Consider the following 13,992-nt stretch of genomic DNA (forward strand, 5'->3'; position numbering starts at 1 on the left):
AGATATAAATGGCTAAATTACCTAAAAATTTTTTGTGGGGTGGCGCGGTCGCTGCACATCAAATTGAAGGCGGTTGGCAAGAAGGTGGCAAAGGAATTAGCACGGCTGATGTTATGACAGCAGGTACAAATAAGGTGCGTCGAAGAATTACTGATGGTGTCATTGAAGGTGAGAACTATCCAAATCACGAAGCTATTGATTTTTATCATCGCTATAAAGAAGATGTTGCACTATTAAAAGAGATGGGGTTAAAAGCTTTTCGCACTTCCATCGCTTGGTCTCGTATTTTTCCTAATGGTGATGAAAAAGAACCCAATGAAGAAGGATTGCAGTTTTATGATGATTTATTTGATGAATTATTAGAAGCGGGTATTCAGCCAGTAATCACGCTATCACATTTTGAAATTCCCTATCATTTAGCTAAAGAATACGGTGGATTTAGAAATAAGGAGCTGATTGACTTTTTCGTTCATTATGCTGAAGTGGTGATGAATCGTTATAAAGATAAGGTGAAATACTGGATGACTTTTAATGAAATCAATAATCAGGCAGATGGACAAGAACCCTTTCAAACATGGACCAATTCGGCGATTTTAGTCAATGAAGAAGAAAATGATGAGGAAGTCATTTTTCAAGCTGGGCTTAATGAACTTATCGCAAGCGCTAAAGTGGTGAAGTTGGGCCATGAAATCAATCCTGATTTTGAAATCGGTTGTATGATGGCTTATGTGCCAATATACCCTTATTCATGTAATCCTAACGATATGATGGCTTCTGTCAAAGTGATGAATCGCCGTTTCTTTTATAATGATGTTCACGCTCGCGGAGAAATTCCTGCTTATACCTTGAAAGAATGGGAAAGAAAAGGCTATAACATCGAATATACTGATGAAGACTTGCAGACCTTAAAAGAAGGCACAGTGGATTATATCGGTTTTAGTTATTATATGTCAGGAACTGTAAGCACATTACCAGATGTAACAGGACAAGATTCTGTGCCGGAATATCCTGATGCCAAAATGGTAGATAACCCTTATATTGAAAGCAGTGATTGGGGTTGGCCGATTGATACCATTGGTCTACGCTATATTCTTAATGTTCTTCACCAACGTTATAATTTACCACTATTTATCGTGGAAAATGGCTTAGGTGCTTACGATAAAGTAGAGGAAGATGGAAGTATCCATGATCCTTATCGTGTCACGTATCTGAAAAAACACATTGAAGAGATGATCAAGGCGGTAGCTACCGATGGCGTAGATTTAATAGGGTATACGCCGTGGGGTGTGATTGATATCGTTAGCGCAGGAACAGGAGAAATGGAAAAACGGTACGGCTTTATCTATGTGGATAAAGATAATGAAGGAAAAGGGACCTTAGATCGCAAGCGTAAAGACTCTTTTTATTGGTATAAAGAAGTTATCAAGTCAAGTGGTGAAGATCTATAAATAAAAATCGTGAAATTAAATAAAGGAGGAAAAAAGATGAAAAATATATTAATTATTTGTCAAGGAGGTATGTCTTCTTCTGTATTAGCCAAGAAGACGACCGAATACTTAAAAGAAAAAGGTAATGATATTCAAGTGGAAGCCACCTCTACAAATGAAGGAAGAAATATGATTGAAAAAGGAAAGTATGATTTATATTTAGTTAGCCCTCAAACCAAGATGTATTATGAACAACTTAAAAAAACAGGTGAACGATCAGGCAAGAAAGTAATAAATATTCCCCCTCAAGCATATGTGCCTGTCCCTATGGGAATTGAAAAATTATCGAATTTAATTTTGCAAGAGTTACCTGAATCGTAAAAATAAAATGTTTTAAGCAAAGGAGCTAATTGGATGGATCAAGATGAAATTCAAAATGTCGCCTTTACCATTATTTTACATAGTGGTAATTCAAGAACGCTAATACACGAAGGATTTGGCTTGATGAGAAATAAAGAATTCGATAAGGCTGAAGAAAAATTAGACGAAGCCAATAACGAATTAACGGCGGCTCATCAATCACAAACTTCACTTATGCAAAAGTACACTTCAGGCGAAGATGTCAATATAGACATTATTATGGTACATGCACAAGACCACTTAATGACGACAGTGACACTAAGGGAAGTTGCTTTGGAGATGTTACATTTATATAAAAACATCCAAAATGAAAGTGAGTGAAAATTATCTTATGAAGAAAGAGGAAAAGAAGCAAATAGAGAAAAATAAGAAAAATTTTAGCATAAAATCGATGTACTTTAATCGGTATTTACTTGTCAGGTATGTTGTAGCGTTATTTTTCTTTATCAATATATATTGGTTAATTTCCTTATTAATGAGTCGTTCAATTCTATCTTTTATTCCTTCAATATTGATACTTTGTCTATTAAGTAGTGTTGCTGAACAGGTGAAAATGATAAGCAAGCATACAAATCGAGCAATTTATACAAAATATTGTTTTATGACCTTGCTTACAACCAATGTATTCTTGGTGTTTCTAAGCCTTTTTTCTCCAGTTTTTTCTCAATTATATCCTTTTCTTGTAAATCAAGCGAAGTCCCAAGTGCTAATTGTAAGTATTTTAGCAATAGGCATTTTACTTAGTAGTATCATTCTCTATCGTTTACATCAAATTCAATATAATGAGGATAAACATTACCAGCGTATTAAAAAATATGAAGAAATTATTCATGTATAATCGAAAGGAGAATTTATATGGAATCAGGAAATAAGGCACTTGATACCTTAGAAAAGTACTTATTAGGACCTATGAGTAAAGTTGCACAATGGCGTATTGTTCGTTCTGTAATGGCTGCTGGGATGGCAAGTATACCGTTTGTTATTGTTGGGTCTATGTTCCTCGTTTTTAATGTATTACCCGAAACATTTACCTTCTTGGAAGGATTTTTCAATAATACTTTTTTTAGAATTAGTGATTTATATATGTTAGCAAATAAAACGACTATGGGATTGTTAGCATTATACTTTGGTATTGTCGTTGGTTATGAATATACAAGGATATATGCAGATGAAGATGAGTTGAATATGAGCCCAGTAAATGGTGCTTTACTAGCTATGTTTGCTTTGTTTATGACAGTTCCTCAATTAGTTTTTCAAAATGGGGAAATGTCTTTAGTCAACCAAAATAATGAAGATGCAACGATTATTCACGGCTGGGAAATGGTTGAAGATGGCATTAGCCGTTTAGGTTCATCAGGAATTTTTTCAGCAATTATTATGGCTATACTAGCTGTTCAGCTCTATAGATTTTGTGTAAAAAGAAACTTAGTTATAAAAATGCCAGAAGCAGTACCGTCGGGCGTAGCTAATGCTTTTACGGCTTTAATACCAGCTTTTGTTGTTGCTATTTCAGTCTTATTGATTAACGGTATTTTAATTGCATTTGGAACAGATATCTTTAAATTGATTGCTCTTCCTTTTGGCTTTGTTGTTAATTTGACAAATAGTTGGTTAGGTATTTTAGTCATTTATTTCTTAGTTCATGCTCTTTGGATTGTAGGGATTCATGGTTCAAATATTATTATCCAAGGCTTTCTTTTTCCGATTCTTATGTCAAATTTACAATCTAATGCAAATGGTGCGAATATTCCATTTGCAGGGGAGCTTAATAATGCATTTATCATTATGGGAGGTGCAGGAGCAACTTTAGGACTGGTAATATATCTTGCATTTGTAGCCAAATCTAAACAATTAAAAGTATTAGGGAAAGCGGCTATTGTACCTGGGTTCTTTAATATTAATGAACCTTTAGTTTTTGGGTTACCTATTGTATATAATCCGTTTTTAGCTATTCCATTTTTTGTAGCGCCAATGGTTACCGCATCAGTGGCTTATTGGGCAGTTGAATTACAATTTATGCAACCAGTGATTGCCATGATGCCTTGGCCAACCCCTATAGGAGCAGGTGCTTTTATTAGTACAGGTGGAGACTATATGTCCATAGTTATATCTATACTTTGTGCTATTATCGCATTTCTTATCTGGTTTCCATTTATCAAAATGTACGATCAAAAACTACTTGCACAAGAAGCAGGTGAGGATTCACTTATCTAAACTTGGTTTTTTAAATATAGGTTAAGTTTTCAAAATAATAAAATTAAAATGTATTAAATGACCCGTTTTTAAAGGGATTTTATAGAACGGGTTGTTTAATATTTTTTTATTGACTTTCTTTTGTTAAGTTTCTTATGATGGAAAATAGTTGTATTAAAAAAATAGATGAATTGTAATATTGGGGGTAGTTTATGTTAATGATTCGAGAACTTAAGAATGATTCAACATCAATTGATGACGCGAAAAAAATCTATTTCAACTCTTTTCCTGAAAAAGAACAATTACCATTTAGCATATTAAAAGATAATGTTGAATTGGGAAAAGCTAGTTTTTCAGGACTTTTTTCCGATTCACAACTCGTTGGCATTGTTTATTACACAAGATATGAGAACTTAGTATATATCTTTTATTTTGCCATAGACGCGATGATTCAATCTAAAGGTTATGGCAGAGAAGCTATAAAAGCAATAAGAAATTATTTTGCTAATGATAAAATTATTTTACTGGTTGAAGAAATCCGTGATGATGCGGAAAATAACGAGCAAAGAAAAAGCCGGAAGAGATTTTATTTGAGAAACGGTTTTGTCGGTAGTGGTAAAATTATGACAGAAGGCGGCGTGAGATATGAAATGCTGCATTCTGATAATGCCGACGTTTCCATAGAAGAATATAAAAAAGTGACGGATTACTTCTTTAAAGACAGTTCTTATTCTGATAGAGATAATGAAAATGCAGTATAATAAAAAAAAGGCATCGGAAACTCCTGACATAATAGAGGTTTCTATGCTTTTTTAATTAAGATACTTTAGATTATTCCTTTTTAGTTTGCTTAATGACTATTATACTTCGTACGATAGCAGAACCTAAAAATAATAAGGCGGCGATTTTCAAAAGATTACTGTCTTTTGAAATTACCCGCATAAAAATTGCGGCTACTAGTGCTAGCAAAACCGTATAAGTAACGGGTAACTTGCAAATATTTATTTTTCTTTTTTAAATATATATTTGCAAGGAATAAAAGTTATTTGATACGCTAGTATAAAAAAGGGTAGGTGTTCTTCAATGAAATATTTTAAATCAGAAAAAAGTTTTTGGCTTTATGTAGGTGGGATGGGGTTAATACTACTTTTTCTTCTTTTATTGAAGGTATTTCTTAATTGGAGCTTTGCTAGCTTTTTGTTAGTAGCCGTCATAGTGATAGGCCTATCTAGCTTTCGCCCAATTTCTTATCAAGTCAAAAAGATGAAAGAGTGAAATATTTAAGATCATATTATTCGGGATAAAAAGCCTGGAAGATTTTTTGAAATTTTCCAGGTTTTTTGTCTTAAGTAATCGATGTTCATTTTATGGAAACCATGTCATTGAGGATAAAGCAGTATCTACATCTACATTAGACTTTTGTAATTCGGTATATAAGAAAAAGGTCTTTCTGTGGTAACTTTTTATTAAGTGCTAACTGTCTAAATTTCTTCTTTTTTGTCTTTTACCGAGACAGTCCTTTTTCGCTGGCAATTGTGAATAAAAATCGTTCTAAAAAAGCAGCTGATTTGGTGACGCTTGATCATGAAAAAGAAGGTATTGAATTTGCGCTAAGGAAACTTCAAGTTCTTTAAAAAATCTAGGAGGAAACCAATGATTAAAGCAATTGCAGTTGATATGGATGGGACGTTTTTAAATTCGAACAATGATTATAATAGAGAGCGATTTGAAAAAATATTTAATGAAATACAGCAACAAAATATTCAATTTATAGTTGCTAGTGGCAATCAATACGCGCAGTTGCGGACTTTTTTTCCTGAAAAAGAGCAAGAGATGACTTTTGTATCAGAAAATGGGGCTTTGGTTTTTAAGCAGGATCAATTGATACAAAAAGTAGCTTTTAAAGCAAATTTGGTGGATAGGATTTTGCAGTTTTTACTGGATTTGCCTTTTCAAGTAGGGATTGTTTTATGTGGTGTCACCCAAGCCTATATGCTAGAAAATGAGATGGCTACTTTTAAATCTTTTGCAAAAAAATATTATTACCAACTTGCTGAGATCTCTTCTTTTTCATTTTTACCGAAAGACGAGTTTGTAAAGTTTGCGTTAAATGTTTCTACTGAAAAAACTGAAGAACTGATTAATTGCGTTAATCGGTATTTTTTAAATGAAGTTGTCGCTGTTTATAGCGGGCATGGAGATGTTGATTTGATTATACCGGGGATACACAAAGGAGAGGCTGTGCAAAAACTTTTAGACAAATGGCAGATTGATACTAGCGAGTTGCTGGCTTTTGGTGATGGGAATAATGATTTAGAAATGCTGGCATTAGCGAATGAAAGTTATGCTATGAAAAACGGCAGTAAAGAGGTATTGAAAACAGCAAAATATACTGCGCCTTCAAATGATGAAGACAGCGTATTGAGGATGATAGAGTCATATCTTTATGAATAAGGATTACTTTAATGGCTTGGTTCATCTCGGATTAAAAAATTTAGCTGCGCAATAGAACAATCTGCTTGCTACTGCTTATAAGTTATAGCATGCCAAAAACTTCCAGCAGAAATGATAAAAAAGATTATTGCAAAAATAATAAAAGGAAAATCTAAGCCAGCATTTATTTTTCCTATCCAATTTAAAAGAAGAGGTGCTATTGTAGCGCCTAAATTACAACCGATTAATACCATAGCGTTGGCAGTATTCAAAAACGTTAATGGTATTTTTTCTGGTAAACGAGTAAAAATACTAGAAACAGTACTTGTGATTGTAAACCCACTAAGAAAAGCACCAATGGCTATAAAATAAATACTTGTACTTAGCGGAATAAAGATTAAACCTAAACCACCAGCAAACAGTAGAACAGTTAAAAAGTATTTTTTTAATAGCGTGAAAAGTTTACCAAAAAAAGCACCGCCCATAAAACCAGCAAACATAAACAAACTTAGCACACGGTTGGCTGTTAGCGTAGAAGCTAAATTATTTTCCACGATATAACTAGGGATTCTTAGCGAGTTGGCTGTATTGGTCGCAATCAATAAACCGCCAAAAAGCGCACTAGTTAAGATTGGTAAAAGCTGATCTAGATGAAGCTTTTCTTTTGTGAATGTATTTTGTGTCTTAACTTCTTTATTAGGAACAAAGAGAAGATATAAAGCTAGAAGAGGAAATGCTATACTGTAGATTAAAAAAGCAGGCTGCCAACCCCAGACCAATAGTTGCCCAGCAAACAATGTCAAAATCGCTTGTCCTAAGGTTTCTATAGAGGTGCGATAACCTAATAAATGAGCTCGTTTTTTTCCAGTAAAACGTTCGCTAATCATACTTATAGCGCAAGTATTAATCAAGCCAAAGCCGATACCCGTGATCAGACGAGAAATGAAGATCATAGAAAAGCTTGTTGTAAAAAAAGGCGTAATGCCAGCGATACCTGCGATGAGCAATCCAGAAACGATGGTGCTACGTTCACTAAAGAATTTGGCAAGTAGTGGACTTAAGGCGATCATTACAATCATAGATATCGAAGGGATGGAGACCAGAAATTCTATGGAAGAACGTGAATAAAAAGGAAAAGCTTCTAACAAAGTGGGAACCACACCTGAGACGGAATAGGTCGATGTCAGAATGAAAGATAGTGACAAAATGGCGATAATTTCAATAGCATTTCCTTTTTTCATAGGTAATGTTGCCTCCATTCATGCTTTTAATATTAACTTTAAAATACCATATTTAGGGCGTTTGTCCTAGTAAAAAATAAGGAGTAGAAAATATGATTCGTGGATTACAAGAAGAAAATGTCAAAGCACATGATTTTATTGCTGCAAGTTATTGGTACAGTCAGATTGGTATGATGAAAAGAGCATTGCCGCAATCTGAAGTTTATGTGTATCTAGATAGTAAGGATAATATTGTAGGATTTATTGGCTTGGCTGGCGAATATATCGCTGGACTTTTTGTTACTCATAAAAAACAATCTGGCGGTATAGATAAACAATTGCTTGATTATGTTAAAACGCAAAAGAATCAATTAACTCTAGAAGCTTACGAAAAAAATCAAAAAGCGATAGATTTTTACCAAAGAGAAGACTTTGTGACAAAAGAAGTAAATGTCGATGAGGAGACTGGAGAAAAAGAATTTGTAATGTTTTGGAAAAAGTGAGTCAATGTTTAAACAGCGGAAATGTTTGCTGTATCGTTTAAATAATGAGTAAAGAAATTGAAAAAGCTTATCCAATAATTAAATAATGAATAAAGAAATAAGGAAAGCTTCTTCAATAATGATATAAATGAGTAATAAAAAGCATAAAGTTTGTTTTTATAAGCAAAATTGAGTAAACAAATTCGAATTCATTCTTCAATTACTGAATAATGAATAAAGAAATCGGAAAAGCTTATTCAAAAACGAAATAATGGATAAAGAAAATCGAATTCTCTCTTCAATAGTCAGAAAATATTACGATCTTCAAATTGACGCTAGTTCACTATATTTGATTTCATCAATGTTATTTCATATCATGTTTATTAGTTTAAATAAAGAGATGAGGAGAATGGAAATGTCTAAAAATGAAGTAGAACTTTTTTTAGATAAGCAGAATATTGCTTATCAATCCTATGAATTTTCTTCTGATAATATTGATACAAGTAAAACACCTATTTTTAAGACCTTAGTACTTAAGGGAAATAAGACCGGTCCTACGATTGCGTTAGTTCCTTTAGATGCTCGTCTGGATTATAAAAAAACTGCTGCTGTTTCTAAAAATAGAAAAATAGGGCTTCCACCGATGGATTATGTGATGGAGACAACCGGTTATCCGCATGGTGCTAATACACCTATTGGAATTTATATGCACCATCCGGAGTATCCGATATTGTTTGATGAAGTAATAAAAAATTATGAACGCATTACTGTTTCTGCAGGTGAGCTGGATAAAAGTGTCGTTATTGCGGTGCAAGATTTGCTTGATTTAGTTCATCCGGTGATCGCTGATTTGTTGTCTAGTAAAGATAGTGAATAAAAAATGAGCCTCTGATGACAACAAGTGATCACTTGTTGTGGGGCATCAAACAGATGAACAAATTGTAAAAAAAGCAAAGCAATATGCTTCTTATGCTTTAAATGCTGAACGTATAGCTGTTTAGTGAAGTTTTTAAATAAATTTATTCGAGCATTCTCTTGGTATAAGCTAAGGGATGCTCGCTTTTTTTTAGGAAGTTAAAAAAATTTTGTTTTTATTATTGACATTTGTAAACAAAAAAGGTAAATTGAGAATATAGAAATTAATTACAATTGTAAACGAAAATATTTTACGAATCATGATTCAGCTAAGATTGAGGAAACATGCGATAAAAAATAAAATTTTTTGGAGGAATGAATGATGAATACAAATACTTATTCAGTACCAGATATGTCTTGCGCTCATTGTAAGGCGCGCATTGAAGAAGAAGTGAATAAACTGACTGGCATTCAAAACGCTAATGCCGATCCAGATGAAAAGAAATTAACGGTTACTTTTGATACAAATGAAGTACAATCTGCAGATATTGTAAATGCAGTGAGCCAAGCAGGTTATACAGCGGAAAAAGCGTAGTGAGCATTGTTGTGTAAGAAATTAGCATAACTTTTCTTACATACATCCGCTATTGAAGGAGGATGAAAAGGGTGTTAAAAGACACATATAATATCGAAGGGATGACTTGTGCTTCTTGTGTGCAAGCTGTAGAAAAAAGTGTGGGGAAACTTGACGGCGTACAAGAGGTAGCTGTTAATTTAGCGACTGAAAAGATGGATGTTTCTTATGATTCGACAGTCGTTGCAGGTAGTGATATTGAAGGAGCGGTAGAAAGTGCCGGTTATAAAGCATTTAAAAATATTGCTTCACAAAGTTTTGATATTGAAGGAATGACTTGTGCTTCTTGTGTACAAGCGATTGAAAAAAGTGTAGGAAAAGTAGATGGTGTACAAGAAGTTGCTGTTAACTTAGCCACAGAAAAAATGAATGTTTCTTATGATGAAGATGCAATCAATGCAGGCGATATTATTAAAGCTGTTCAAGATGCTGGTTATCAAGCGGCTGTGGAATCAGATAAAGTAAGTAGCGATGATGCAGATAAAAAACAAAAACAGATGAAAGATTTATGGCTACGTTTTTTAGGATCCGCTATTTTTGCTTTACCACTTTTGTATATCGCTATGGGTCCTATGTTGCCTTTTGGGGGCTTGCCTATTCCTGAATTTCTAGATCCGGTACAACATACAGTCACCTTTGCGGTAGTACAACTAGCTTTAACTTTACCCGTCATTTATTTAGGACGTTCTTTTTATACTGTAGGTTTCAAATCACTTTTTAAAGGGCATCCTAATATGGACTCTCTCATTGCCATCGGAACGACAGCGGCTTTATTGCAAGGCATTGTGATGACTGCTCTTCTAGTAATGGGACGTGTGGAAGTACATCATGGTCATCCTGATTTATATTTTGAATCAGCCGCAGTTATTTTGACTTTAATTACTTTAGGAAAATATTTAGAAGCTGTTTCTAAAGGGAAAACTTCCGATGCGATTAAAAAATTGATGGGTTTAGCGCCTAAGACTGCTCGTGTTATTCGTAATGATAAAGAAGTCGAAATTTCCATCGATGAAGTAGTAACAGATGACATTGTAGTCGTTCGCCCAGGCGATAAAATCCCAGTCGATGGAGAGTTAGTTGATGGTAGCTCTGCTGTTGATGAATCAATGATCACAGGTGAAAGTATCCCGATTGAAAAACAAGTTGGTGATAAAGTTGTAGGCGCAAGTATCAATAAAAATGGGTCTTTCTATTTTAAAGCAACTAAAGTAGGAAAAGATACAACACTATCACAAATCATCAAGTTAGTAGAAGATGCGCAAGGTTCTAAAGCCCCTATTGCTAAATTAGCAGATAAAGTTTCCGGAGTATTTGTTCCTATCGTGATCGCCCTCGCTGTACTTTCTGGCTTAGCTTGGTTTCTTTTAGGGCAAGAATCTTGGGTTTTTGCTTTGACGATCACGATTTCCGTTTTGGTTATCGCTTGTCCTTGCGCTTTAGGATTGGCAACACCGACGGCAATTATGGTTGGTACTGGAAAAGGTGCTGAAAATGGTGTATTGATCAAAAGCGGTGACGCACTAGAAGGTACGCAAAAAGTTCAAACCATTGTTTTTGATAAGACAGGAACCATTACAGAAGGTAAACCAATAGTAACGGATATCATTAATTATAATGGTTATGATGAAGAAGCTGTTTTAACATTAGCCGCTTCTGCGGAAACAGGATCAGAACATCCATTAGGAGAAGCAATTGTTGAAAGTGCCAAAGACCGAGGCGTAACTTTACAAACAGTTAAAGATTTCCAATCGATTCCAGGCCATGGCATTCAAGTCGCCGTTGAAGGACAAACGGTTTTATTAGGAAATAAAAAATTAATTACAGAAAATAATATCGACACCCTTGATGCGCAAGAAGTTTCTGATCGTTTAGCTAATGAAGGGAAAACACCGATGTTTATTGCAGCTGGTGGACAGTTGATAGGCATTGTAGCTGTAGCAGATACGATTAAAGAAAACAGTATTGCCGCTATTGATAAGTTGCACCATATGGGCTTGCAAGTAGCGATGATTACCGGAGATAACAAACGGACAGCAGAAGCAATTGCTAAACAAGTAGGAATCGATCGTGTCTTTAGTGAAGTTTTACCTGAAGACAAAGCTAATGAAGTAGAAAAATTACAAAATGAAGGGCTTCATGTAGCTATGGTCGGCGATGGTATCAATGACGCGCCTGCTTTAGCTCAAGCCAATGTAGGGGTCGCGATCGGTTCTGGTACAGATGTTGCAATTGAATCAGCTGATATTGTCTTGATGCGTAGTGATTTAATGGATGTACCAACAGCGGTTGAACTAAGCCGAGCTACGATTAAAAATATCAAACAAAATCTATTCTGGGCTTTTGCTTATAATACGATTGGTATTCCGATTGCCATGGGTATTTTGTACTTATTTGGTGGCCCGCTACTAAATCCAATGTTTGCAGGTGCCGCAATGAGCCTAAGTTCAGTTTCCGTTTTACTAAATGCGCTGCGTTTGAAAGGATTTAAACCAGCTAAAACTGAAACAACTAAAGAAGAAGCAAGCCCAGCAAAAAAAGCTCTTGCGTAAAAGTAAACTCATTTAAGCTATCTGACAAGAAGACTCATTCTATCTTGTTAGATAGCTTTTTTATTAAGTAGAGTGGATAATAACAGGGAGTAAATGAGTTCAAACAATCCCCATCTTTATAAACACAGGGAGGAAATCTTTTCAATCTTTATCTTTAACATCAATAACCGCAAATTATTTAAATCTTCAAAATAAGAAGAAAGTTGACGAGTTCACAAAAAAAGGCTAGGATTTAAATATAAAAGTTAGAAGGGAAGGATCATGTGTCTGAAGAAGTTTTATTAACCAATAAAGAAACGACAACAGTTGCTCAAGCCATTAACAAGCTCTATCCAAAATTAGGAACAGACTTAAATCATGAAAGCAATTTTCAATTGTTATGCGCTGTTTTATTAAGCGCACAAACAACAGATGTGTCTGTGAATAAAGTAACTCCTCAGCTGTTTGAAAAATTTCCAACACCTGAAGCTATGTCAGTAGCGTCTTTAGAAGATATTCAGGAAAATATTCGAAGTATTGGGTTGTACAAAAATAAAGCGAAATATTTAAAAAATATGAGTCAGATGTTATTGGAAAAATTTGAGGGTCAAATTCCAGATAATCGGGAAGAGTTAACAACTTTACCTGGCGTGGGTAGAAAAACGGCCAATGTTGTATTGACAAACGGTTTTAATATCCCGGCTTTTGCGGTGGACACTCACATTAAAAGAGTGACAAGAAAACTCCATTTCGTTCCCCAAGATGCTTCGGTAGAAAAAGTGGAACAGATGATGTCAGATAAACTCCCTGAAGACATGTGGTACCCAGCGCATCACTCGATATTGTTGTTTGGGCGTTATCAATGTATCGCACGTAAGCATGACCATAGTGAGTGTATAGAGCGTATCAAAGAAAACATGCCTGAAAATGAAATTGCTGCAAGTGCTCTTGAAAAGATGATTACAGAAATAGAGGGTTAAGTGTCGAAATTTCATTAGCTATTTGTTTCTTTATTATTAACATCATAAGTCAGCCATACTGTACTATCTTCTTTTGTTTCTACATTTTTCAATGTAAAGGAAACGGGTGTATCATCTGTTAAGCCCTCTTTTGTATCAAATAAAGATGGGGAAGTAGCTGAAGCATCTGCTGCAGGAGCAATCACAACACTAACTTCGTCGCAAAGGCCTGCTTGGATAAAGGACCAATTTAAGACACCGCCGCCACCCAACATGACGAGATCCATTTGGAAAAGATCATTTAACTTTTGTAATAGTAACTCCATATCTAAGGAATCTTTTCCAGCAATAACATAAGAAATATTTTTTTCTCTTAGAAAAGCTTTATATGCATTGCTTACTTTTTCCGTTAAGACTTCTAAAACTTCAGCAGTTGTATCACCGTATTGTAGAGTATTTTTAGCCCATCCCAATTTTCCAGAGGTATCAATCGAAATGTAATATTTATTTCCAGTTGGTTCTGCGACAAAGTCTCCTGCAGGTACTTCAGGAGCTTGTTCGTCTAATTCAGGTTTTTTATAGTGGGTGAAATTATCATCCGTTGTTGTACGTCCGGATAACCAACCTTGATGTTTGTAATGAGCGTTTTCTCCAAAAGCAACATTATAAAAGAACTCACCAGAACCTTTACTTTCTGGAATATCCATAAATTTACCGATAATTTTTCCATCCAGAGAAACTTGCATGTGACAAAAAACGTAAGGTCTATTCATAACTAAATCTCCTCTTTTCTTAAAGTAATTCAATTGTAGTGTACTACCTAGACTTCACTCTATGTCAA

The 13,992-nt window shown here is 34.7% G+C and carries 14 protein-coding genes; 12 read left to right on the plus strand and 2 right to left on the minus strand.

The annotated features are described in order from the left end of the window. Positions 1-8 precede the first annotated feature (8 nt). The 7 genes from AC806_RS03725 (at position 9) to AC806_RS03760 (ending at position 6,494) form a co-directional block, all read left to right on the plus strand. Complete coding sequence (locus AC806_RS03725) at positions 9-1,448, plus strand: 6-phospho-beta-glucosidase (protein WP_014124478.1); 1,440 nt, start codon at positions 9-11, stop codon at positions 1,446-1,448. A 36-nt stretch (positions 1,449-1,484) separates the two neighbouring features. Beyond that, entirely contained in the window at positions 1,485-1,808 is a 324-nt protein-coding gene (locus tag AC806_RS03730) for a PTS cellobiose transporter subunit IIB (protein WP_014124479.1), read from the plus strand. A gap of 33 nt (positions 1,809-1,841) precedes the next feature. Beyond that, the gene (locus tag AC806_RS03735; RefSeq protein WP_014124480.1) at positions 1,842-2,168 is read left to right on the plus strand and encodes a PTS cellobiose transporter subunit IIA; all 327 of its coding nucleotides are present in this window, start codon (positions 1,842-1,844) and stop codon (positions 2,166-2,168) included. A gap of 232 nt (positions 2,169-2,400) precedes the next feature. Then, positions 2,401-2,685, plus strand: coding sequence for a hypothetical protein (locus AC806_RS12015; protein WP_197492666.1), 285 nt, complete (start codon positions 2,401-2,403; stop codon positions 2,683-2,685). Positions 2,686-2,702: 17 nt separating this feature from the next. After that, complete coding sequence (celB, locus tag AC806_RS03745; RefSeq protein WP_069028794.1) at positions 2,703-4,061, plus strand: PTS cellobiose transporter subunit IIC; 1,359 nt, start codon at positions 2,703-2,705, stop codon at positions 4,059-4,061. Between the two features lie 191 nt (positions 4,062-4,252). After that, positions 4,253-4,801 (plus strand): GNAT family N-acetyltransferase, encoded by a 549-nt coding sequence (locus AC806_RS03750; protein WP_014124483.1) that lies wholly within the window; start codon positions 4,253-4,255, stop codon positions 4,799-4,801. 892 nt (positions 4,802-5,693) lie between these two features. After that, positions 5,694-6,494, plus strand: coding sequence for a Cof-type HAD-IIB family hydrolase (locus AC806_RS03760; RefSeq protein WP_069028795.1), 801 nt, complete (start codon positions 5,694-5,696; stop codon positions 6,492-6,494). A gap of 68 nt (positions 6,495-6,562) precedes the next feature. Here the strand turns inward: AC806_RS03760 and AC806_RS03765 are convergent, their stop codons facing one another. Then, positions 6,563-7,714 (minus strand): MFS transporter, encoded by a 1,152-nt coding sequence (locus AC806_RS03765; RefSeq protein ID WP_069028796.1) that lies wholly within the window; start codon positions 7,712-7,714, stop codon positions 6,563-6,565. A gap of 92 nt (positions 7,715-7,806) precedes the next feature. Between AC806_RS03765 and AC806_RS03770 the strand changes: the two genes are divergently transcribed. The 5 genes from AC806_RS03770 to nth all read left to right on the plus strand — a co-directional run bounded on the left by AC806_RS03770 (position 7,807) and on the right by nth (position 13,172). Beyond that, the gene (locus tag AC806_RS03770; RefSeq protein ID WP_069028797.1) at positions 7,807-8,196 is read left to right on the plus strand and encodes a GNAT family N-acetyltransferase; all 390 of its coding nucleotides are present in this window, start codon (positions 7,807-7,809) and stop codon (positions 8,194-8,196) included. A 394-nt stretch (positions 8,197-8,590) separates the two neighbouring features. Next, the gene (locus tag AC806_RS03775; protein ID WP_014124487.1) at positions 8,591-9,052 is read left to right on the plus strand and encodes a YbaK/EbsC family protein; all 462 of its coding nucleotides are present in this window, start codon (positions 8,591-8,593) and stop codon (positions 9,050-9,052) included. Positions 9,053-9,409: 357 nt separating this feature from the next. Continuing rightward, positions 9,410-9,625 carry a heavy-metal-associated domain-containing protein gene (locus AC806_RS03780; RefSeq protein WP_231834367.1) on the plus strand — a complete coding sequence of 72 codons (216 nt, stop codon included), beginning with the start codon at positions 9,410-9,412 and terminating at the stop codon, positions 9,623-9,625. 62 nt (positions 9,626-9,687) lie between these two features. Further along, entirely contained in the window at positions 9,688-12,213 is a 2,526-nt protein-coding gene (locus AC806_RS03785) for a heavy metal translocating P-type ATPase (protein WP_069028798.1), read from the plus strand. 263 nt (positions 12,214-12,476) lie between these two features. Then, positions 12,477-13,172 carry an endonuclease III gene (gene nth / locus AC806_RS03790; protein ID WP_014124490.1) on the plus strand — a complete coding sequence of 232 codons (696 nt, stop codon included), beginning with the start codon at positions 12,477-12,479 and terminating at the stop codon, positions 13,170-13,172. Between the two features lie 14 nt (positions 13,173-13,186). Here the strand turns inward: nth and AC806_RS03795 are convergent, their stop codons facing one another. Beyond that, complete coding sequence (locus AC806_RS03795) at positions 13,187-13,924, minus strand: RibD family protein (protein WP_069028799.1); 738 nt, start codon at positions 13,922-13,924, stop codon at positions 13,187-13,189. Positions 13,925-13,992 lie beyond the last annotated feature (68 nt).

This window comes from Tetragenococcus halophilus (assembly GCF_001712815.1).
Classification (GTDB): Bacteria; Bacillota; Bacilli; order Lactobacillales; family Enterococcaceae; genus Tetragenococcus; species Tetragenococcus halophilus.

What these genes read in the sequence shown, in the direction of transcription:
- AC806_RS03725 (WP_014124478.1), top strand. Translation starts at nt 9, where the DNA reads ATGGCTAAATTACCTAAAAATTTTTTGTGGGGTGGCGCGGTCGCTGCA.
- AC806_RS03730 (WP_014124479.1), top strand. Translation starts at nt 1,485, where the DNA reads ATGAAAAATATATTAATTATTTGTCAAGGAGGTATGTCTTCTTCTGTA.
- AC806_RS03735 (WP_014124480.1), top strand. Translation starts at nt 1,842, where the DNA reads ATGGATCAAGATGAAATTCAAAATGTCGCCTTTACCATTATTTTACAT.
- AC806_RS12015 (WP_197492666.1), top strand. Translation starts at nt 2,401, where the DNA reads ATGATAAGCAAGCATACAAATCGAGCAATTTATACAAAATATTGTTTT.
- celB (WP_069028794.1), top strand. Translation starts at nt 2,703, where the DNA reads ATGGAATCAGGAAATAAGGCACTTGATACCTTAGAAAAGTACTTATTA.
- AC806_RS03750 (WP_014124483.1), top strand. Translation starts at nt 4,253, where the DNA reads ATGTTAATGATTCGAGAACTTAAGAATGATTCAACATCAATTGATGAC.
- AC806_RS03760 (WP_069028795.1), top strand. Translation starts at nt 5,694, where the DNA reads ATGATTAAAGCAATTGCAGTTGATATGGATGGGACGTTTTTAAATTCG.
- AC806_RS03765 (WP_069028796.1), bottom strand. Translation starts at nt 7,714, where the DNA reads ATGAAAAAAGGAAATGCTATTGAAATTATCGCCATTTTGTCACTATCT.
- AC806_RS03770 (WP_069028797.1), top strand. Translation starts at nt 7,807, where the DNA reads ATGATTCGTGGATTACAAGAAGAAAATGTCAAAGCACATGATTTTATT.
- AC806_RS03775 (WP_014124487.1), top strand. Translation starts at nt 8,591, where the DNA reads ATGTCTAAAAATGAAGTAGAACTTTTTTTAGATAAGCAGAATATTGCT.
- AC806_RS03780 (WP_231834367.1), top strand. Translation starts at nt 9,410, where the DNA reads ATGATGAATACAAATACTTATTCAGTACCAGATATGTCTTGCGCTCAT.
- AC806_RS03785 (WP_069028798.1), top strand. Translation starts at nt 9,688, where the DNA reads ATGAAAAGGGTGTTAAAAGACACATATAATATCGAAGGGATGACTTGT.
- AC806_RS03795 (WP_069028799.1), bottom strand. Translation starts at nt 13,924, where the DNA reads ATGAATAGACCTTACGTTTTTTGTCACATGCAAGTTTCTCTGGATGGA.